The 21,272-nt window shown below is 37.9% G+C and carries 16 protein-coding genes, 1 pseudogene and 1 CRISPR repeat array; of the genes and pseudogenes, 14 read left to right on the top strand and 3 right to left on the bottom strand.

Translation table 11 applies throughout. The features are described 5' to 3' along the window. The first annotated feature begins 264 nt into the window (after window positions 1-264). From cas3 to cas2e, 8 genes are read left to right on the top strand one after another with little or no spacing between them, the layout of a single operon-like run. A complete protein-coding gene (gene cas3 / locus D8849_RS03565; protein WP_125386213.1) occupies window positions 265-3,045 on the top strand; it encodes a CRISPR-associated helicase Cas3' in 2,781 nt (926 codons plus the stop codon). Continuing rightward, entirely contained in the window at window positions 3,032-4,699 is a 1,668-nt protein-coding gene (locus tag D8849_RS03560) for a type I-E CRISPR-associated protein Cse1/CasA (protein WP_125386212.1), read from the top strand. The genes cas3 and D8849_RS03560 overlap by 14 nt, the downstream gene beginning before the upstream one ends. 9 nt (window positions 4,700-4,708) lie before the next feature. After that, window positions 4,709-5,302, top strand: coding sequence for a type I-E CRISPR-associated protein Cse2/CasB (casB, locus tag D8849_RS03555; RefSeq protein WP_000893380.1), 594 nt, complete (start codon window positions 4,709-4,711; stop codon window positions 5,300-5,302). After that, window positions 5,292-6,365: a type I-E CRISPR-associated protein Cas7/Cse4/CasC gene (gene cas7e / locus D8849_RS03550; protein WP_000210566.1), complete on the top strand. Its 1,074-nt coding sequence runs from the start codon at window positions 5,292-5,294 to the stop codon at window positions 6,363-6,365. Before casB ends, cas7e begins: the two co-directional genes overlap by 11 nt. 8 nt (window positions 6,366-6,373) lie before the next feature. Next, on the top strand, window positions 6,374-7,093 hold the full coding sequence (gene cas5e, locus D8849_RS03545; RefSeq protein WP_000849180.1) for a type I-E CRISPR-associated protein Cas5/CasD: 720 nt from the start codon (window positions 6,374-6,376) through the stop codon (window positions 7,091-7,093). Between the two features lie 4 nt (window positions 7,094-7,097). After that, window positions 7,098-7,745, top strand: coding sequence for a type I-E CRISPR-associated protein Cas6/Cse3/CasE (cas6e, locus tag D8849_RS03540; RefSeq protein ID WP_125386211.1), 648 nt, complete (start codon window positions 7,098-7,100; stop codon window positions 7,743-7,745). Continuing rightward, window positions 7,739-8,677: a type I-E CRISPR-associated endonuclease Cas1e gene (gene cas1e, locus D8849_RS03535; RefSeq protein ID WP_125386210.1), complete on the top strand. Its 939-nt coding sequence runs from the start codon at window positions 7,739-7,741 to the stop codon at window positions 8,675-8,677. The genes cas6e and cas1e overlap by 7 nt, the downstream gene beginning before the upstream one ends. Before the next feature lie 4 nt (window positions 8,678-8,681). Further along, a complete protein-coding gene (cas2e, locus tag D8849_RS03530) occupies window positions 8,682-9,584 on the top strand; it encodes a type I-E CRISPR-associated endoribonuclease Cas2e (RefSeq protein ID WP_125386209.1) in 903 nt (300 codons plus the stop codon). Between the two features lie 23 nt (window positions 9,585-9,607). Then, window positions 9,608-10,063: direct repeats of the CRISPR family, unit length 29 nt; unit sequence GTTTTTCCCGCACACGCGGGGGTGATCCC. Window positions 10,064-10,584: 521 nt separating this feature from the next. Here cas2e and D8849_RS03520 read toward each other — a convergent pair. Together D8849_RS03520 and D8849_RS03515 are read right to left on the bottom strand one after the other, a co-directional pair. Continuing rightward, complete coding sequence (locus D8849_RS03520; RefSeq protein WP_125386208.1) at window positions 10,585-11,550, bottom strand: LacI family DNA-binding transcriptional regulator; 966 nt, start codon at window positions 11,548-11,550, stop codon at window positions 10,585-10,587. Continuing rightward, window positions 11,531-12,985 (bottom strand): sucrose-6-phosphate hydrolase, encoded by a 1,455-nt coding sequence (locus D8849_RS03515; protein ID WP_125386207.1) that lies wholly within the window; start codon window positions 12,983-12,985, stop codon window positions 11,531-11,533. Before D8849_RS03515 ends, D8849_RS03520 begins: the two co-directional genes overlap by 20 nt. A 380-nt stretch (window positions 12,986-13,365) precedes the next feature. Between D8849_RS03515 and D8849_RS03500 the strand changes: the two genes are divergently transcribed. Both D8849_RS03500 and scrK read left to right on the top strand, forming a co-directional pair. Next, a complete protein-coding gene (locus D8849_RS03500; RefSeq protein WP_125386206.1) occupies window positions 13,366-15,252 on the top strand; it encodes a sucrose-specific PTS transporter subunit IIBC in 1,887 nt (628 codons plus the stop codon). A 149-nt stretch (window positions 15,253-15,401) separates the two neighbouring features. Continuing rightward, entirely contained in the window at window positions 15,402-16,289 is an 888-nt protein-coding gene (gene scrK / locus D8849_RS03495) for a fructokinase ScrK (RefSeq protein ID WP_033685440.1), read from the top strand. Window positions 16,290-16,331: 42 nt separating this feature from the next. Here the strand turns inward: scrK and D8849_RS03490 are convergent, their stop codons facing one another. Further along, window positions 16,332-16,949 carry a TVP38/TMEM64 family protein gene (locus D8849_RS03490; RefSeq protein WP_125386205.1) on the bottom strand — a complete coding sequence of 206 codons (618 nt, stop codon included), beginning with the start codon at window positions 16,947-16,949 and terminating at the stop codon, window positions 16,332-16,334. A gap of 429 nt (window positions 16,950-17,378) precedes the next feature. Between D8849_RS03490 and D8849_RS03485 the strand changes: the two genes are divergently transcribed. From D8849_RS03485 to D8849_RS03470, 4 genes and pseudogenes are all read left to right on the top strand, one after another. Beyond that, window positions 17,379-17,594: a hypothetical protein gene (locus D8849_RS03485; RefSeq protein WP_033685438.1), complete on the top strand. Its 216-nt coding sequence runs from the start codon at window positions 17,379-17,381 to the stop codon at window positions 17,592-17,594. A 25-nt stretch (window positions 17,595-17,619) separates the two neighbouring features. Further along, on the top strand, window positions 17,620-18,381 hold the full coding sequence (locus D8849_RS10445) for a DUF6261 family protein (protein WP_049488362.1): 762 nt from the start codon (window positions 17,620-17,622) through the stop codon (window positions 18,379-18,381). Window positions 18,382-18,483: 102 nt separating this feature from the next. Next, a complete protein-coding gene (locus D8849_RS03475; RefSeq protein WP_125386204.1) occupies window positions 18,484-20,352 on the top strand; it encodes a P-loop NTPase fold protein in 1,869 nt (622 codons plus the stop codon). 127 nt (window positions 20,353-20,479) lie between these two features. Further along, window positions 20,480-21,238, top strand: a pseudogene (locus D8849_RS03470) (type I restriction-modification system subunit M); the annotation flags it as partial. Window positions 21,239-21,272: the final 34 nt, after the last annotated feature.

The raw sequence follows: 21,272 nt of genomic DNA, 5'->3' as shown, positions 1-21,272 counted from the left end.
TTACAGTTAATTTAAGGGAAATATCATTCATTTCTTGCTTTAGGATATGGAAGTGAAGCAATTCTATAGTGAATGGTTTTATAGTAATAAAAATCATTCTAGTAATGTTTTAAAACTCCTCTAAAAAGGATTTTCCCATTCTTATGTTTACACTACTTTAGAAAATAGCATGTTTTTGCAACCCCTTCCATGTTTGTTGTTGTATTTTAAAACTTTTAGGTATAAAATGGAAATATATAAAATGGGATGAAGAGGGGATGAATCATGTCTAAGAAAAAGTCCGATACGCTTTGGGCTAAGAAAAAGGAAGAAAATGGTAGATTTTTTTGGTTACCCTTGTCTCAGCATCTAGAAGATACAAAAAATATAACTGGACTTCTCTGGGAGCATTGGTTAAGTGAGGGGCAAAAAAAACTGATTGAGGATTCTCTGGATTCAGTAACATATGATGGCGGTTTAGGGAAACGACTTGCACAATTTTTAGCTGCTGTTCATGATATCGGGAAAGCAACTCCAGCCTTTCAAACTCAAAGAGGATTTGCAAATTCAGATGATTTGGATATTCACCTATTAGAAAAATTGGAGCAGTCAGGATTTACTAAAATTAGTTCACTTCAATTATCATCACCGAAAAAGAGTCATCACAGCCTTGCAGGTCAATATTTGCTATCTAGTTATGGTGTTCAAGAGGAAATTTCAACTATTATTGGTGGACACCATGGACGACCAATTGATACGATTGAGGATGTAAAAAATCAAGGGAGCTATCTTTCAAACTATTTTCAAAATGAAAGTAAGGAGAGTGTTATCCATAAGAACTGGGATTTGGTTCAAAAAGAAATCTTCAACTGTGCTATAGATGAGTTGGGGTTTGACTCTGTGAGAGAGCTTCCTAGAATTAAACAGCCTGCTCAAGTTATCTTATCAGGATTGCTGATTATGGCTGACTGGATCGCTAGTAATGAGTACTACTTTCCTTTATTAAGTGTAAATGAAAAAGAGGAGGTAGATAAGTTAAGACGCCTTCAAGATGGGTTTGAAAGGTGGAAAAAAACTAGTTTGTGGCAACCTAAATATATCTCAAAACCAGATAGTCTTTATAAGGAAAGATTTGGATTTGAACCTAATAATATTCAATCAACCTTATCTCATGTTATTACTCAAATATCTAAACCTGGGATTGTAGTTCTAGAAGCACCAATGGGGTTAGGGAAGACAGAAGCTTCATTGATTACAGCAGAGCAGTTAGCTACTAAGACGGGAAGAAGCGGTCTTTTTTTTGGTTTACCAACTCAGGCGACATCGAATGGGATTTTTAATCGTATTGAAAAATGGGTTGAAAGTTTAAAAGATGATTCTGAAGACATACTATCTATTCAGTTGGTACACGGGAAAGCAGCTCTAAACGAAGATTTTTTAAAACTTAAAGCTAATACATTTAATTTTGACGATGTAGAAAATAGTAGCGTTATCATTAATGAATGGTTTTCTGGGAGAAAGACTTCGGCTTTAGATGATTTTGTAGTGGGGACTGTTGATCAGTTCTTAATGTTAGCATTGAAACAAAAACATTTAGCTTTGCGTCATCTAGGTTTTAGTAAAAAGGTTGTTATTATTGATGAAGTTCACGCCTATGATGCTTATATGAGTCAATATTTGATGGAGGCGATAAAATGGATGGGAGCCTATGGTGTTCCAGTAGTCATTTTGTCAGCGACATTACCTTCTCAACAAAGAGAAAATATTCTTAAAAGCTATATGTCTGGGATGGGAATCAAATGGCGAGATATTGAAAATACGGACCAATTAAAGACAGACGTTTATCCTTTAATCACTTATAATGATGGCTCAGAGATTTATCAACTTACAACATTCAATAAGCAAAACATAAAAGACATTCACATCATTCGTTTACAAGAAGAGCAGTTATTGGGAACGGTTAAAGATGCCCTTGAGGGCAGTGGAGTAGTTGGAATCATTGTCAATACAGTGAGAAGATCCCAAGAGTTGGCAAGAAACTTTTCGGAAATTTTTGGAGATGATATGGTGGAATTACTTCATTCCAGTTTTATTGCGACCGAAAGAATACAAAAAGAGAAAGAATTATTACAACAAATCGGAAAAAATGTAGACCGTCCACATAAGAAAGTTATCATTGGAACTCAGGTGATTGAGCAATCCTTGGATATTGATTTCGATGTGATGATAAGTGATCTGGCACCTATGGATTTGCTAATACAACGTATTGGACGACTTCATCGACACCAAATAGAACGGCCTCAAAAGCATGAAATAGCTAGGTTTTACGTTTTAGGAACTTCCCAAGAGTTGGATTTTGAAGAAGGAAGTAGTTTTGTTTATGGTGATTATCTGTTAGCCAGAACTCAGCACTTTTTACCAGATATCATGAGATTGCCAGATGATATTTCACCATTAGTCCAGAAAGTTTATAGTCCAGATTTTACAATTGAGTTTTCAAGTCAGGAATTTCAGCAAAAATATTTAGACGCTAAGACGGAGCATGATGTCACGATTAAGAATAAGGAAACAAAGGCAAGAACATACCGTATCAATGATCCTGTCTTAAAAATATCGAGACATAGAAACAATAGTCTGATTGGTTGGTTGAAGAACCTGCATCCAAACGATAGTGAAGAAAAATCTAATGCTCAGGTTCGTGATGTTGAAGATACAATTGAAGTGATTGCTTTAAAGAAAATGTCTGATGGCTATAGCTTATTTATTGAAAATCAAGATATATCTCAGAATATTGATAATCCTTCGGTCGCTAAAAAAGTAGCACAAAATACTTTACGACTTCCTATGAGTTTATCCAAGGGCTATAATATCGATCAAACTATTGAAGAGCTTGAAAGGTATAACAACAGCTATTTAAGTCAATGGCGAAATTCATCGTGGTTAAAAGGAGCTCTCGGGATTATTTTTGATGAAAACAATGAGTTTATTCTCAATGGGTTTAAACTCTTATATGATAAAAAATATGGGATTACAACGGAGAGGTTAAATAAGAATGAGTCGATTTAATTTACTAGATGAACCCTGGATTTCTGTCGTTTATGATGAAAAAGGAACAACAAAAGAAGTTTCCTTGCAGGAATTATTTATAAATGCTCATCAGTACAAAGATTTAGCAGGAGATACAAAAACGCAAGATTTTGCTGTGCTGCGAGTTTTGCTGGCTGTGTTACATACTGTCTTTTCACGCTTTGATGCAGATGGTAATGTCTATGAGTATCTGGCAGTAGATGAGCGGTTTAAACAAATTGAGCCTGTGGAAGAATCTGATATTGCTGACTATCAGGATGATTTATATGATACATGGATAGATCTTTGGGAAAGTGGTAAGTTCCCAGACATTGTTAGTCATTACCTAGAAAAATGGCGGGATCGCTTTTACTTATTTGATAAGGAATATCCATTTTTTCAAGTTAGAAAAGAGGATATTGTAGCAGACAAAATTAGTAAAGCAAAAGCAAGCAGTATCTCTGGGAAAAATATCAATAGAACGATTTCAGAGAGTGAGAATAAGTTAGCCTTATTTTCCCCAAAGAATAGTAAAAATAAAGAACAACTGACTGCTTCCGAAGTTACACGATGGCTTTTAACTTTTCAAGGGTACTCAGGATTATCCGATAAAGTTATTTTTGGAAAAGAAAAATATAAAGTGTCAAAGGGCTGGTTGTTTGATATCGGGGCAGTTTTTATACAGGGAACTTCTTTATTTGAAACGCTGTTACTAAATTGTATCTTGCCATTCTATGACCATGGTAATTTAGAAAGTATTCAATGTCCCTGTTGGGAATTTGCTAGTTCTGATAATATTAATCGCTATTTGTTTGGTAGTGAATGTACAGATTTAGCTAATCTGTATACGATTTGGAGCAGAGGGATTTATATTGATCCAGAATATGATTTAAATAAGCCTTTCTCTTTTGAGATTGTAAAATTACCCGAAATCAATCATCGGGACAATTTTTTAGAGCCGATGACAACATGGAAATATAATACTACAGGAGAAAATAAAGATAGCTATACTCCTAGGAAACATCCCTTGAATCAATCGTTGTGGCGGTCATTTGGTTTACTAGCAGTAGAAGATAGAACAGGGCACTTTAGAAAACCGGGAATTATTGATTGGCTAGGAGATATAGGTGACATAATAGGAAATAGATTATTTAATATTATTTCCATTAGTATGCAGGACGATGGAAATGCTACTTCATGGCTTCCAACTGATGAAGTTATTGACTCTATACTTATCAATGATTTAGTTTTGGCGGATTTTAATGAGAGTGGTTGGGTACCACGTATTAATGAGGTGGTGGAAGAAACAAAAACTGTCATTTCCAAAGTGTATAAACGCTATATAGAGGAACTAAAAGAAATCAGGAATATCTCAAACAACGATTATACTAATCAGATGGTTGAAATGCTCTATTTCAAAATCGATCACCCTTTTCGAGAATGGTTATCCAGTATCCTACCAGATGATGAAAAGGATCCTAAAATCAAAGAATGGAGAGATTTGCTGAAAAAAATGGTTAAAGCTGAAGCAAAGAGCATCTTAGGTCACGGAGGAACTAGGGACTACCTCGGCATTGAAAAAGATGGTCGAATAAAAAATATTGCAACTGCCTATAATTCATTTGAATATTTGCTTCATCAACAATTAAAATAGGAGGTGTGTGTGTTGGAACAATCCAAACAGACAGTTGGTTCTGTCACAAAAAGAATTATTAGACAATTGAGTTATGAGTTGGAGTCACCATTGAGTAAAGCTGCACTGGCCAAAATTAGAAAAACGTTGGGTAAACCCTTGAGCGATGCAACAGATATCTGGCCGATTTTATTTGAGCATTTACCAGAGGAGTTCGTCAATTCATACCAGCAGCCTAGCTATGAGGAGTTAGCGATTTATACAGCTATCCAATTTTACGCCTTACATCAACAAGGAACTTCAACCAGTGTGATGTTAGATGAGCCCGATACTTATCAAAATATCGGTTCTGCTCTTAGTCAACTTAGAAAAGGAGATGACACGACAGCCATTGACAGAAGGTTCAATGTCATGATTACATCATCAACTTTTGAAGAGTTGATCTACCATTTACGCCACATGATGATGTTACTCAAAACAAAGTCTCCTGCAACAAAGGTTGATTATGCTAAGTTAGCTGAAGACTTGTATTGGTTTTTAAAAAATGTACAAGAAAATCTTCGCCTAAATTGGGCAAGATCATATTATAAACAAATCAAAGGAGAAAAACACAATGACAACTAACCAACGCTTATTTTTAGATATTCATGCTATACAAACCTTGCCACCTTCAAATATGAATAGAGATGATACAGGTAGCCCAAAGACTGCTCAGTACGGGGGTGTAAAAAGATCGCGCGTGAGTTCTCAAGCTTGGAAGAGAGCTATAAGAGACTATTTTAACACTAATGGAGAACAGTCTAATGTCGGTGTCCGAACAAAAGACATTGTAAGATATGTTGCAGGTAAAATTGTAGAACTAGATAATTCTATCAGTTTTGAAGATGCACTAACCAAAGCAGATACAGTCTTGATAGCTACTGGCATTAAGAAAAAAGGTAAAGTCAAGGCACTTTACTTTATGGGGGATAGACAAGCTGAGAAATTGGCTCAAGCAGCCTATGAAAATCTGACTGATAAAAAAGAACTTCAAAAACTAGCTAGTTCCAATCCAGCCATTGATGTTGCTATGTTCGGTCGAATGGTAGCTGAAGATCCAGTTCTAAACGAGGATGCTTCCTCTCAAGTTGCCCATGCTATTTCAACACATGCTGTACAAACTGAATTTGACTTCTTTACTGCTATTGATGATTTAGCTCCAGAGGATAATGCAGGTGCAGGTATGCTGGGAACCATCGAATTTAACTCTTCTACGCTCTATCGTTATGCCAATGTTGCGATTCATGAATTATCAAAACAACTAGAGGATGAGAAATCCTTAAAGAACAGTTTGAATTTATTCATCGAAGCATTTGCAAATTCACTCCCGACAGGAAAAGTGAATACCTTTGCCAATCAAACTTTACCACAGGCTCTAATCGTTTCTTTACGTGATGATCGTCCTGTTAATCTTGTCAGTGCATTTGAAGAACCAGTTAAATCAACGGATGGTTATGTGGCAAAATCTATTGAAAAACTGTCTAAAGAGTATACAAGAGTTGAAAAATTCGTGAATAAACCACTTTTGACTTTCTATGTGACTTTGGATGAGAATGAGAGTTTAAAACAAATAGGTGAGGAAAAATATTCAGTTTCAGAATTATTAAAAGATTTGTCGGAAATCTTAGGACAATTCCTCAAAAAATAGGTGAATACATGAAGACTATTTTGTTGAAATTTGCTGGTCCTTTGCAATCTTGGGGGACAAGTTCACATTTCGAAACAAGACATACGGATTTTTATCCTTCTAAGAGTTCTGTTATTGGGTTGATTGCTTCAAGTTTAGGATATCGTCGAGACGATGATGAAAAAATTACTCGTTTAAACGAGCTGGATTTTGCAGTTCGAGTGGATCAACAAGGAAATTTACTTAGAGATTTTCATATTGCACAGAAGTATACAGAAAAAGGAAAGTTTGAACGAAATTATGTCACAAATCGTTATTATTTAGAAGATGCTGTTTTTGTAGTGGCTCTTTCTCATAATAATGAGCAGTTTTTGGAAATGATTTTACAAGCTTTGAAAAATCCCTATTTCCAACCATTTATGGGAAGAAGGGCTCTGCCGTTTACTGCAGATTTTATCTTAGGTGAGACTGAGATTGGAGCAGTTGAAAGTTTGAGAACTCTTGAATGGCAAGCCTCACCATGGTTTATGAAGAGAAAGCTTATGGATGTCGTAACTTTAGAAATCTATTCTGATAGACATTTAACCGATAGAGGTATTTATCAACTGAGACAAGATGTTGTCAAGTCTTTTTCACAAAAGGGGAGAAGGTTTGGCTATAGGTATGAAACTAGAGAACTAGTTCAAGTTCGGAATTCGTTTCAAGATAAAAATACGGCACATGATGTTTTTAAGAGTATAGGAGATTGATGGTATGTATATCTCAAGAGTAGAAATTGATCGCACCAATCGCCGAAAAATTAAGTGCTTAACACATATAGGCGCTTATCATGCTTGGGTAGAAGAGAGTTTTCCAGAAGAAATGGAACAATCTATTCGAACAAGGAAATTATGGCGTATAGATCGTATCCAAGATAAAGATTACCTGATTATTGTTAGTGAAAATAAACCTGATTTACAACGATTAGAAAAATATGGGGTTTCTGGTAGTGCTCAAACCAAGGATTATCAACAATTTTTAGATAATATCTATACTGGTAGCCGAATGAAATTTCGAGTGGTGCTTAATCCAGTTATTTCCTTAGTATCACCAGATAATCTTAAGAGAGGTATTGTAAAACCTCATGTTACGAGTGAATATCAGATGAATTATCTGCTAGAACGCTCTGACAAAAATGGATTCTCACTGATAAAAGATGATTTTTCAATCGTTGAACGTGGTTATGAGGTGTTTAAAAAAGCTGTTAAACCTATCCGATTGATAAAGGTTGTTTACGAAGGAATCTTAACAGTTAGTGATGCAGATCTTTTTAAGAAGCTTTTGACAGAAGGAATGGGAAAGAAAAAAGCATACGGTTTTGGTTTAATGACCGTTATTCCATTGGGAAACGAATCATGGTAAAAAAAAGTGGAACGAAGAAAACATCTTTGAGAGAACTTCCTAAAATTAGCGATCGTGTCAGCTTTATTTACGTAGAACACGCAAAGATAAATCGTGTGGATAGCGCTATTACAGTGCTTGATAGCAACGGAACAGTTAGAATACCTGTTGCTATGATTGGTGTATTATTGTTAGGACCGGGTACTGATATTAGCCATCGTGCTGTAGAGTTGATAGGAGATGCTGGAACCAGTATGGTTTGGGTTGGTGAGCGAGGTGTTCGTCAGTATGCTCATGGAAGATCCTTAGCACACTCGACAAAATTCTTAGAGAAACAGGCTAAGCTGGTTTCAAATTCTCGGTCGCGTTTAGCTGTTGCCCGTAAAATGTATCAAATGCGATTTCCTGGTGAAGATGTCACCACATTAACAATGCAGCAACTACGGGGTCGTGAAGGAGCTAGGGTGAGAAAAGCATATAGGATGCAATCTGAAAAATTCAAGGTTCCTTGGGATAAAAGAGACTACAGGCCTGATGATTTTGAAGGAGGGACGGTAGTGAATCAGGCACTATCCGCAGCTAATGTAGCACTTTACGGATTGGTGTATAGTATAGTGGTAGCGCTAGGTGTTTCTCCAGGTCTTGGTTTTGTACATACCGGCCATGATTTATCCTTTATTTATGATATTGCAGACTTATATAAAGCTGAATTGACTATTCCCTTAGCTTTTGAAATTGCAGCTAACTATACTGAGGATGATGATATTGGTAAGGTTGCTCGATTGAAAACAAGAGATTCCTTCGTAGATGGCAAGTTAATGGCTCGGATAGTTACTGACATTCAATATCTATTTGAAATAGATGATGAAGAGGAGTTAGTGATTGATACGCTTTCTTTGTGGGATGATAAGGATAAACTTGTTAAACATGGAGTTAGTTATACGGAGAATTGATAATATGCCACTGACTGTTTTAACTTTAAAAAATGTTCCGCCGTCTTTAAAAGGAGATTTAACTAAGTGGATGCAAGAAATTGCCACAGGGGTTTACGTTGGAAATATCAATACTAGGGTTCGTGAAAAGTTATGGGATCGTATTAAGGCGAACGTTGGAAAAGGTGAGGCTACAATTAGTTACGCCTTTAGAAATGAAATTGGCTATCAATTTGATACCGTAAATGCTCAGCGGAGTGTCCTAGACTATGATGGAATCCCATTAATTCTATTACCTAGCCAAACAGACAGCAATGGGAAAATATCCAGTTTTGGATATAGTGATGCTGCTAAGTATAGACGCATCAAGCGTTTTGGTAGTCATTCAGAAGTTTCTTTAAAACCACAGAGTTCCTATATTGTAATTGATATTGAGACGGATGGTTTAGATGAGAATGAACATACCATTATAGAAATTGGCGCACTTAAGGTTACTCCATCCACTACAGAAGAGTTTAATGCTCTTATCAAATATGACGGAATCTTGCCTACGAAGATTTCTAAATTAACTGGAATTTCTCAGGCTCTATTAGAACAAAATGGTCAAGATTTAAAAGAAGCACTTTCCGATTTTTTGCTTTTTATAGGTGAATCAGCTTTAGTTGGCTATGGTATCAATTTTGATGTTAAGTTTATTAACAATGAGCTTAACAAGTTAGGTTTACCTTTATTAACAAATAAAACTCATGATTTAAAGAAATTTGTAAAGAGTGAAAAGCTATTTCTGGCTAACTATCAATTACAGACAGCCCTTAAGGAATATGGAATTGAGGAGGTAGTTCCTCATAGAGCTTTACAGGACGCTAAGTTAATCTACCAGTTATCAATAAAAGTGAATAAATTTTTGGATAGAATCAATCGGTATTAGCGATTTCAATAGGATCTTTTAGTGTTTTTCCCGCACACGCGGGGGTGATCCTGTTCTTATCAGCGTAGCTTACATTGTTAGCGTGTTTTTCCCGCACACGCGGGGGTGATCCCTATTACCGTAGATATCATACAATTCTATTTCAGTTTTTCCCGCACACGCGGGGGTGATCCCAGGTCTTCAATCTCTTGGTTAGGATGACAAAGGTTTTTCCCGCACACGCGGGGGTGATCCCTCGCCTTTAGGGTTCAAACCAGCTTCTTTCAAGTTTTTCCCGCACACGCGGGGGTGATCCCGAAGTGGAGGCGTTACTTAACTTTATCTTTTCGTTTTTCCCGCACACGCGGGGGTGATCCTAGTTTAGCTGGAAGATCAATCGTCACATTTTTGTTTTTCCCGCACACGCGGGGGTGATCCCGGTAGCCAACGAAGTTATTCAAGGACTTTGGGGTTTTTCCCGCACACGCGGGTGTGATCCCTTCATGAAGATGGATTGGTCATCACTGTTCACATTTTTCCCGCACACGCGGGGGATTGACTACATAAAATGAGATATAAGAAAAATATCCCTATTGAAAACTGATAAATTAGAGATAGGAGTGTTTTATTATAGGAAAAAAGCATATTTTGTGCAAATGAAGATATCTTACATAACAAAGGAGAAGATAAGTAAATCGAATGAAGTCATCATGGAGACATTTGGTAACAATAAGATCAGTTGGGTAACAAACTTGTAGAAGAGTATAAGAAAATTTGTCTTGTATCGGTTGTCTTAGAGTGTTTCAGAACTAAATGCTCAACCTCTTTTGATTGGAAAAACGAGACTAAAATCCTTCTGCCAAATCCCTAGCTCTTCTAGCAGGTGCTAGTGAGTCCGAAGTTGCTCCCCTCGTTGAGCGCCTCATCGCAGATAAAACCTTTAACTTAGAGACAGCCCAGCGCTATCTCGAAAACTTAAGATCATAAAAAACTCAGACGAATTCGTCTGAGTTTTTTGTACTTAAATACTTTTTCCTGGTAATAGTGTGACTGGTAAGAAGTAACCAGTTGTCGCGACCTCTTTGCCTTCAATCTTCTGCAAAAGGAGATCGACAGTGAGTTGGGCAATCTCTTTCATAGGTTGCTTAATCGTTGTCAGGTGAGGGTAGTAGTTTTCGATAAAGTAAGTCCCATCATAGCCGATGACCTTGAGCTCTTCTGGTACAGAAATTCCCAGTTCCTGAGCAATTTTAATGACTAGAATAGCGGTCAAATCATCCGAAGCAAAGATGGCATCTGGTTTTTGATGGGTCAAGATATTCTTGATTTCCATTTCTTTTCTGACGGGCGAAAAGTCACTGGAAACATTGATAATAGGAGCTTTTGGGAGTACAGATGCAAAACCAGCGTGGCGTAGTCCAGTTGGCGAGTTAGAATTGTCATTCCCTGTAATCATAATGATAGACTGGGCGCCTGTCTTAACCAAGGTCTGGGCAGCAAGGACCCCACCAGCATAGTTGTCAGAGGAAACGACAGGAATGTCTGGCGATAGGTTTCGGTCGAAGGAAATAATTGGTGCCGTCACGCGATTGTAGTCTTCGATTCCCAAGTTGTGACTACCCGAAATGATGCCGTCCACCTGATTGGCTTCCAACATTTCGATGTATTCGCGTTCCTTTTCAGAATCGTGCTCACTGTTGCAGATGATGGTCTTGTAGCCATTTTTGAAGAGTTGGTGTTCCAGCTTATCAATCAATTCTGCATAGAAAACGTTAGAAATATTGGGGAAAATCAAACCGATTAACTTAGCTGATTTTCCTTGTAGACTGCGAGCCAGGTTGTTGGGTTTATAGCCCAATTCTCGCATGGCTTCATTGACTTTTTGGATGGTTTTCTCAGAGAGATACCCTTTTTTATTGATAACCCGAGAAACGGTAGTAGGGCTGACGCCTGCAAGTTTGGCGACATCAGTTAGTTTTGCGACCATAATCTAATTCATAGTAAGTTCCAGTTGGGTTTCCAGATTTAATCAGGATACCATTTTGGTCCGCATGTGGGAAGACACGACCAGAAAATACTTTTTCTCCTTTATTGATGAAAATTTCAAAGACTGAGTTGTCAATGAAAATCGTGGCAGTAGTAGCCTGATTGTCGATTGGGCAAGAACGAGTTGTACCAAATTCTTGGGCGTACTGTTCACCAGCCTGGCTACGATCCACTGTCACTTGACCATTTACAAGGTCAAAGTTGATGGAAAGTCCCTTGACTTCTTTGTCAGCAAGTAAGACAATCTCGCTCTGGCTATTAGCTTCCAAGTTGAGTTCGAGTTCATACGTGTTCTTGGTTTGAGCACGATTTGAGAACTCCTCTTCAGAAGCACGAAGGTCCTTGATAGCTGCGACTGGGTATTGGTAGAGTTTGCCGTCTTTAATAGTGAGTTCCTTGACCAAAGAGAAGGTTCCTTGGTGGTCAAAACGGTCAGATGGGTATGAAACATCAGGCAAACCAAGCCAGCTGACAGCTAGAGCACGTCCATCAGGAGCGTTGAAGGCTTGAGTTGCATAGGCTTCGAAACCATAATCCATGTTTTGAAGTTGAGACACATCTACCATTTTGGCATTTTCAGGGTCAAAGGAAGCCCCAATCTTATACATATTTGGATAGATATTATCATAGTCTAGAACTTTCTTATCCAATCCTTGTGGGCAGTAGAGAAGGACAGGTTGCTCCCCTACAAAGACCAGATTTGGGCATTCCATCATGTAGGCAGTGCGGTCGTTAGCAAAGTCAAGATCGCCAACTGTTTGCCAGTTTGTGTAGTCATTGTCTACAGCCTTATAGAGACGGACGAAACCTTTTTTCTCTAGGTCCTGTCCACCGACTATAGCATAATATTGACCCTTGAAGTTAAAAATTTGTGGGTCGCGGAAGTGGTCAGTAGAGTCAGCAGGCTGGTCAATCAAGATCTTGTCAATCTTCGTAATCTTGCCATCCTTATCCATCAAAGCACCGATCTGGTATGGGTGACGGATCCAATTCTCATCGCGAACATTTCCCGTATAGAATAGGAATAACTGATCATCAAACTGCATGGCAGAACCAGAGTAGGCGCCGTGGCTATCTAATGGAGTATCAGGCAAAACTTTGACACCAGTTTCAGTGAAGTGAACCAAATCATCACTTTCAAGCTGAACCCAAGATTTTAAACCGTGGGCTGCACCAAAAGGGAAGTTCTGATAAAAAACAATCCACTTGCCGTCAAAGTAAGAAAAGCCATTTGGGTCGTTGAGAAGTCCTGTTTTTGGCTCAACATGGTAATGAGTATGCCATGGAGATTGTGCCATATTTTCCTTTATATGTTGAATTTCTTCTTGCGTCCAATCTTGATAAAGTCTGTAACGACGCTCAGTTGTCCATTCCATTCATTCATTCCTCCGAAAATCTTATCACTTTTAATAGTAACCGTTTTCGAGCAAAAAAGCAAGCCTTTTATGTTAAAAAAGAGAAAAAACTGTCAAACGTTTATCATAAAATAAAAGCAGGAAATCAATCATTTATCTACAGAAAATTGAAAGAAAGTGAAACAAATTCCTTTTTAACTCAGATTCTAAACTATTTTTTTAAAGAACACTTTCATAAAACTATCACAATCTATCAAAACAAAAGACCTTACTCTAAGAAACAAACATTTTTTCTGCAAAACGCTTGACATATTTTTGAAACATGATAAAATAATAGTCGTAGGGCGGATAAAATCGCTTTCAAACACTTTACAAAATTTTATATAAGGAGATTTTTGCAAATGAACAATCAGGAAATTGCAAAAAAAGTCATCGATGCCTTGGGCGGACGTGAAAATGTCAACAGTGTTGCCCACTGTGCGACTCGTCTTCGTGTCATGGTCAAAGATGAAGGAAAAATCAATAAAGAAGTGATTGAGAACTTGGAAAAAGTTCAAGGTGCTTTCTTTAACTCAGGTCAATACCAAATCATCTTTGGTACAGGTACAGTTAACAAAATGTACGATGAGGTTGTTGCACTTGGCTTACCAACATCATCTAAAGATGACATGAAAGCAGAAGCTGCGAAACAAGGGAACTGGTTCCAACGTGCTATCCGTACTTTCGGTGACGTTTTCGTTCCAATCATCCCAGTTATCGTAGCAACTGGTCTCTTCATGGGTGTGCGTGGTCTCTTGACTGCTCTTGGAATGACACTTTCAGCTGACGTGACAACTTACACTCAAATCTTGACAGATACAGCATTCATCATCTTGCCAGGTTTGGTTGTGTGGTCAACCTTCCGTGTATTCGGCGGAAATCCTGCCGTTGGTATCGTTCTTGGTATGATGCTTGTTTCTGGCTCACTTCCAAACGCTTGGGCAGTCGCTTCAGGTGGTGAAGTAACAGCTATGAACTTCTTTGGTTTCATCCCTGTTGTTGGTTTGCAAGGTTCAGTGCTTCCAGCCTTCATCATCGGGGTTGTCGGAGCTAAATTTGAAAAAGCTGTCCGCAAGGTTGTTCCAGATGTCATTGACCTCTTGGTAACACCATTCGTGACACTTTTAGTCATGTCTATCCTTGGACTCTTTGTCATTGGACCGGTCTTTCACGTCGTTGAAAGCTACATCCTTATCGCTACAAAAGCGATTCTTAGCTTGCCATTTGGTCTTGGTGGTTTCTTGATTGGTGGGGTTCACCAATTGATCGTCGTGTCAGGTGTGCACCACATCTTCAACTTGCTTGAAGTGCAATTGCTTGCTGCTGACCATGCTAACCCATTCAACGCTATCATCACAGCTGCTATGACAGCTCAAGGTGCTGCGACTGTTGCGGTTGGTGTTAAAACTAAAAATCCAAAACTCAAAACACTTGCTTTCCCAGCTGCTCTTTCTGCCTTCCTCGGTATTACAGAGCCTGCTATTTTCGGGGTTAACTTGCGCTTCCGTAAACCATTCTTCCTTTCATTGATTGCTGGTGCAATCGGTGGTGGATTGGCTTCTATCCTTGGACTTGCAGGTACTGGTAATGGTATCACCATCATCCCTGGTACAATGCTTTACATCGGTAACGGACAACTTGCACAATACCTTCTTATGGTAGCTGTATCATTCGTTCTTGGTTTCGCTCTTACTTATATGTTTGGTTATGAGGATGAAAAAGAAGTTGCTACTGAAGTAGAGACAGAACGTTTGGTCCAAGAAGAAACAACTGGTAACATTCCAGCAGCTCTTCAAAATGAAACACTTGTAACCCCTATTGTTGGTGACGTTGTTGCTCTTGCTGATGTCAATGATCCAGTCTTCTCAAGTGGAGCTATGGGACAAGGTATCGCTGTGAAACCAAGTCAAGGTGTGGTATATGCACCAGCTGATGCTGAAGTTTCAATTGCCTTTCCAACAGGACACGCTTTTGGTTTGAAAACAACTGATGGTGCTGAAGTTTTGATCCACATTGGTATCGACACTGTAACAATGAACGGTGAAGGTTTTGAAGCAAAAGTTGCTCAAGGTGACAAGGTGAAAGCAGGAGATGTTCTTGGAATATTTGATTCAAACAAAATCGCTGCAGCTGGTCTTGATGATACAACAATGGTTATCGTTACAAATACAGCTGACTACGCTTCAGTAGCTCCAGTCGCAACAGGTTCAGTTGCGAAGGGGGATGCTGTGATCGAAGTGAAAATCTAATCAATCCTCTCTAATGTGAAAACGAACAAATGACATGTTTGTTCGTTTTTGCTTGAATGGTAAGATTTACAGAGGAAAATCTAAAAAATAGAGAAATTTAGACTTTCGAAATATGCTATAATAAAGAAAATAAAAACAAGAGGTTTATCATGACAAAATTATATGGAAGCTTGGAAGCGGGCGGTACAAAGTTTGTCTGTGCTGTCGGTGATGAAAACTTTAACGTTGTAGAAAAAACACAATTTCCAACAACAACTCCAATCGAAACAATCGATAAAACCATCGAGTTCTTCTCAAAATTCGATAACCTTGCTGGTCTTGCAGTTGGTTCATTTGGTCCCATTGATATTGACAAAAACTCAAAAACTTATGGCTTTATCACGACGACTCCAAAACCTCACTGGGCAAATGTGGACTTGCTTGGTGCCCTTCGTCGCGCCCTAAACGTGCCAATGTACTTCACTACAGACGTAAACAGCTCGGCTTACGGCGAAGTGGTTGCCCGTAACAATGCTGGTGGCCGTATCGAAAACTTGGTTTACTACACAATCGGTACAGGTATCGGTGCTGGTGTTATCCAACGTGGTGAGTTTATCGGCGGTGTGGGTCACCCTGAAATGGGGCACTACTATGTGGCTAAACACCCGATGGATATTGAAAAAGAATTCAACGGTGTTTGTCCATTCCACAAAGGATGTTTGGAAGGCTTTGCGGCTGGACCAAGTCTCGAAGCTCGTACAGGTATTCGTGGTGAAAACATTGAACTCAACAGTTCTGTTTGGGATGTTCAAGCCTACTACATCGCTCAAGCTGCGGTCAATGCTACAGTGACTTTCCGTCCAGATGTGATTGTCTTTGGTGGTGGAGTTATGGCTCAACAACACATGCTAGACCGTGTCCGTGAGAAATTTACAGCTCTTCTTAATGGCTACCTACCAGTACCAGATGTGCGTGATTACATCGTGACGCCAGCAGTCGCAGGAAATGGTTCTGCCACACTTGGGAACTTTGTTCTTGCAAAAGAAGTTTCAAAATAAAGCACAAAATCCGCTTGGGAAACCAAACGGATTTTTTATGTGTCAAAGCATTTGCCAGAAAAAGTCGATAATATAGGTCAGACCGTAGGTATAAACCACGAGGGTAAAGGGTTTGGTCAGAATGATGATGGTCATATAGCGCTTGAAACTCATCTTGGTCAGGGCAGCCAGCATACAGAGAAAGTCAGCTGGACTAATGGGCCAAATCATCATAAAGATAAAGAAACGGTCAAAACGATTGCCCTTGTCCAACCAACCGATATACTTGTCATAGGTACGCTTGCTGACGACAGACTGGACAAAGGCAGCTCCATAGAGACGCACCAGATAGAAGATAATGGCACAGCCAATCACGATGCCGATATAGTTGTAGATAGTCCCGATGATGTGCCCGTAGATAAAGACGCCAGCCACTGAGGTCAAGGCCCCAGGAATGATAGGGACGACCGTCTGTAAAATCTGTAAAAAGATAAAGAGTGGTGGTCCCCAGATGCCTGCCTGCTGGATAAAGGCAGAGAGGGTTTCCTTAGACTGTAAAATCCCAGCCTGATAAGCCCAAATACAGAAAATCAAACTTCCAACCCCACCGATAATCGATGAGATATTGATAATTTGCTGCAAAAGGGGAGACACAGCTTTCATTTGTTTATCCTGTGACATGTAAACTCCTCATAGATAGTATATTTCTACTATACCATATTTTGGAGGAGAAAGGGGGAATGAGTCTTTTTCCTAAAGTTTATATGCATTCTAGGTTTAGAATAAGCGTCAATCCATAAATTTAAAAGCAATCTACGTTTCGAATAGCCTATCTACAAAAGTTTTGAGGTCTTCTAGCTTTCGAATAGTCATCTTCCCTAAAGTTTATATGTATTCTAAAGCTCGAAAAGGTAAAATCTAAAAATAGTAAGAGTCTCTATCTGATGGACGGAGTGTATGTCCAGTCAGATAGGGATTTTTTATTTTGGGAATGTCTGATTTGTCTTGAAAAGTACATTTTAGATGGAAATAATGACAGTTGAGCGGATGGGGGTTAAAATGGTTTGGGAAACTGTTAGAATGAGTGTATTAACTTAAAGGAGAAAATTGATGAAGAAAGTTAAAGATGATGAGGAGAGTATGCTATCGACACTTCCTTTATGGGGGCTTCTATTTTTGGTCTGTGCATTGTTTCAAGTCTTTGTATTTAAGGATAGACCTTTGATTCAACATGATAGACAAGGAAGCATTGTAAAAACAGATCAAAAACAGGTCTATCTTCCAGAACTAATCCAGTCTTGGTTTGATAAAGAAAAAACTAAATGATTTGTTAAATAGAAAGGATATCATCATGACAAAAACATACGCTATTCGCCCGCTTAGTTACAGCAACTTTACCAACCGTGAATTTGAAAGCCTGATGATGGATACTCATCAAAGTTTGGCGACTTTTTCTAAGGCAAACAAGGATGAAGCTATGTATGCCAAACATTTGGAACCCTTCAAGACTAAGCTGGATGATTTTCAAGCTCAACTTGCGGTGGTGGAAACGAAAGAGTCTAGTAATCTGACAGAAGTCGATCGCAATCGTGATAGTGCCCTGGTCGGTCTCTTTACCCTTCATAGAGGATTTGCTAAGATTAAGGATACCAAGCTTAAAGAAGCTCATGAAACTCTGAAACCAGTGTTTGCTAAGTACAAGGACATCACTAAGCACAGCAATGATGTAGAAACGGCAGAAATCAAGAGCCTGCTCAAAACGCTTAGCGAAACACCCTATCATGAGGCGGTTACTAGCCTAGGACTGACACCTATGCTGACAGCGGTAGTCAATGCTCAAGAGGAATATGACCAAGTGGAGAGTAAGGCGCGTGCTTCTAAGTCTGCCAAGGAAGTCGGCAAGACTAGACAACTTCGTACCGAACTTTCAACCAGCTACGACCTCTTTATGCGCTATACCGCAGCTAGTGCAGAAGCCTACCCTGAAAAGGAACACTTGACTCAACTCCTCAAGGAACTCAATAGAATCCGAGATAGCAAGCGCCGTCTCATCACTAGTAGCAAGAAAGATAAAAAGACCAAACCAGCAGAACCAGCCCAAGCAGCAGGATAAAGACAACCCCTTAGAAGTGGATTTCTAAGGGGATTTTTGTGGTTTCGTGGTATAATTTTATAAAAGTATAAGGGGATATAATTTATTTTTGGAAGAAATACTATGGATGATAGATTTATTACATTAGGGCATATTGATACCTCAGTTGCCGCTAAGAATATTGCTAAATTGCTAGAGGAAAATAAAACCTATTTTCTAAGTGGAAGCTGGGGTTCAGGAAAAACAGAATTTCTGTCTGAGATTAATAATAACACACATAAAAAATTAGTAATAATCGATTTTTGGAGATTGACCGATCATCGCTCAACGATTGAAATCATTTTTTCAAAATTGCATCCGTGGAAATATAGATTTTTAAGGTTTTTCATAGTTTTATGTGTAGCATTATCAATCCTAATAACAAATGTAGTTGATTTGGGTTTAAGTTCTTTTTTTGAATTTTTTGGTGTTAAATTAATAGTTGGTAGTATTGTCTTACTAGTAGCAATATATCAATTTTTCAAAATCAAATCTGATGGATTTTACAGTTATTTGCTAACATTTAAGTATTTGTCATTAACTCGAAACGTTCTAGTTATTGATGATTTTGATCGAATGTCTGACAACCAGCAAGAGGAGAGTTATAAAGTTTTTAGTTTGCTTAATGGCAAACTTCCAATTATTTTTGTTGGAGACATTGAGAAAGTGCATCTTAACGACAATAATTTCCTTTCAAAAATTATTGATAGACGGATAGAACTACCATTTGTTCTTCATCCATCAAATATTTGGCAAGATTATTTTGAGTTGTTAAGTAAGAAACTCAAAATAATCTTGTCAGATGATTTTTGGAGAAGGTTTAGCTTTGAAAACAGAAACTTGCGAGATCGCAATCATTTTAATGATTATGTTAATCAAGAATTTTTTTCAAGGGGTAAGTTGGGACATGTCCAAGAGGAACAGCAACTTTGGATTATCTATGCGTATCTTTTTTATCCTGAATTATACCAACAACTATTAAAGAATGAAGAAATAAAAGTTAAGGATGATGAAAAAACTAGTTTTATAGGGATGTTCAAGTTTGGGCGAAGCATACAAGAAATATTGTGCGATATTCAGCAGTCAGATTTTAACCAATATCCACCGAGCTATAAGAAGAATAGATTAGCCTATTTCCTCTATGAAGAATCTCTAAATCGTACAAAAGAGGAATTTGATACATTACTTGAAATAAATGGTGATGAGTTATCAAGAGAGTTAAGAGAGGCAAATTACAACACAGATTTTTATCAATATCTCTCAAGTGAATATAAGTCTCTTTCAGATTTTCTAAAAGAACGATTGTTACGTCTTACCATACAAGAGTCTATGAAATCGTTTAATAGCCCGGCAATGAACTATATTGTCGAAGAAAAATTGAGTGAAGAAATTCCTAGTTATGAGAGAAATTCTCCGTTAAGTAAGGAAACGATAGTTAGAATTGTAGATTTTTGGGAAAGTATTCTTAAAAATGAGGGTCTAGATAAATCTGAAATTATTTATTTTATGGAAAAGCATAGAGTACTTAGCTTCTATGATTTGGGACTTCACTATACAAAACTAGAGATTAATAATGAAAATTTTGCTAAGCTAAATAGAAAAGATTTCTTCCTATTGACGTATCTAAGTGNGGTTAATAAATTTGGGAAATTTAAGACTTGGGATAGTAGTATATGGCATGCAATAGATTGTTTTGGAGATAAAGAATTTTTGTCATTTTGGAAATTTCAAAGCATTCTTTCTAGTGATGATAATTATTTTGATTTTGATATTGTTTCATCAAATAAGACCTATATTCTTTGGATTGCTAGATATGAATTTGAACCCCCACATAAATTGGAAAATTATAGGGAGGATGTTATTGAAAAGATTCGTCCAAAACTTGAACAGCTGAAATCAAAAGGCTTTACGTTTGTAGAAAAAATAGATGGGGAACATAGACGTAGAGATTAGGATTTTAAAATTTGGGAATTTTTCTAATTCATTGCTTATTTTAACTGTTATACTAAAGTTAATTTTTAGTAGTGAAAATATGATAAAATAAAAGAGATAATACATTTATTTAATAAGGGAAGTAAAAATGGCAAGTAAAGAAAATACAGAACGCAAGGAGCTGCATCGTAAAATTTGGGCGATTGCTGATGATGTGCGTGGAGCTGTAGATGGTTGGGATTTTAAGCAATATATCCTAGGTATCCTTTTCTATCGTTTTATTTCAGAGCATATGGCTGACTATTTTGACCGTGCTGAGCATGAGGCTGGCGATTTAGAATTCCGTTATGCTGAATTGAGTGACCAAGAGGCTGAGCAAGATTTTAAACCAGGGACAGTTGAGGATAAGGGATTCTTTATCCTTCCGAGTCAACTATTTGAAAATGTAGTCGAGAATGCCTCGCAAAATGAAAATTTAAACGAAGACTTGGCCAATATTTTCCAAGCTATTGAGAAGTCAGCGATTGGCTTCAAATCAGAAGATGATATCAAAGGTTTGTTTGATAACTTAGATACACGAAGTAACATCCTTGGAGGAAGTGTTCCAGAAAAAAATAAGCGCCTATCTGATATCCTCAATGGTATCAATAGCATTAACTTTGGTAATTTTGAGGAAAATGATATTGATGCCTTTGGGGATGCCTATGAGTTCTTGATTTCAAACTATGCGAGTAATGCTGGTAAAAGTGGTGGTGAATTCTTCACTCCTCAGACAGTTTCTAAATTACTTGCTCGTTTGGTAATGGTCGGTAAGGACAAGATTAACAAGGTTTACGATCCAACATGTGGGTTTCGTGTCATAATAATGACACAGGCAAATAGTCAAGTAAATATAAGAGCTTTAGAGCTTCTATCAAAGTTTAGAATCAAAAAAATGAATC

It is taken from the genome of Streptococcus mitis (genome assembly GCF_003942765.1).
Lineage (GTDB): Bacteria > Bacillota > Bacilli > Lactobacillales > Streptococcaceae > Streptococcus > Streptococcus mitis_BE.
Note: the sequence above shows the minus strand (reverse complement) of the source record. Positions and strands in the feature narration are given on the sequence as shown.

Bases quoted from the DNA above. Each gene is read 5' to 3' on its own strand.
- cas3 (WP_125386213.1), top strand. From the start codon at position 265: ATGTCTAAGAAAAAGTCCGATACGCTTTGGGCTAAGAAAAAGGAAGAA.
- D8849_RS03560 (WP_125386212.1), top strand. From the start codon at position 3,032: ATGAGTCGATTTAATTTACTAGATGAACCCTGGATTTCTGTCGTTTAT.
- cas7e (WP_000210566.1), top strand. From the start codon at position 5,292: ATGACAACTAACCAACGCTTATTTTTAGATATTCATGCTATACAAACC.
- cas5e (WP_000849180.1), top strand. From the start codon at position 6,374: ATGAAGACTATTTTGTTGAAATTTGCTGGTCCTTTGCAATCTTGGGGG.
- cas6e (WP_125386211.1), top strand. From the start codon at position 7,098: ATGTATATCTCAAGAGTAGAAATTGATCGCACCAATCGCCGAAAAATT.
- cas1e (WP_125386210.1), top strand. From the start codon at position 7,739: ATGGTAAAAAAAAGTGGAACGAAGAAAACATCTTTGAGAGAACTTCCT.
- cas2e (WP_125386209.1), top strand. From the start codon at position 8,682: ATGCCACTGACTGTTTTAACTTTAAAAAATGTTCCGCCGTCTTTAAAA.
- D8849_RS03520 (WP_125386208.1), bottom strand. From the start codon at position 11,550: ATGGTCGCAAAACTAACTGATGTCGCCAAACTTGCAGGCGTCAGCCCT.
- D8849_RS03515 (WP_125386207.1), bottom strand. From the start codon at position 12,985: ATGGAATGGACAACTGAGCGTCGTTACAGACTTTATCAAGATTGGACG.
- D8849_RS03500 (WP_125386206.1), top strand. From the start codon at position 13,366: ATGAACAATCAGGAAATTGCAAAAAAAGTCATCGATGCCTTGGGCGGA.
- scrK (WP_033685440.1), top strand. From the start codon at position 15,402: ATGACAAAATTATATGGAAGCTTGGAAGCGGGCGGTACAAAGTTTGTC.
- D8849_RS03490 (WP_125386205.1), bottom strand. From the start codon at position 16,949: ATGTCACAGGATAAACAAATGAAAGCTGTGTCTCCCCTTTTGCAGCAA.
- D8849_RS03485 (WP_033685438.1), top strand. From the start codon at position 17,379: ATGAAGAAAGTTAAAGATGATGAGGAGAGTATGCTATCGACACTTCCT.
- D8849_RS10445 (WP_049488362.1), top strand. From the start codon at position 17,620: ATGACAAAAACATACGCTATTCGCCCGCTTAGTTACAGCAACTTTACC.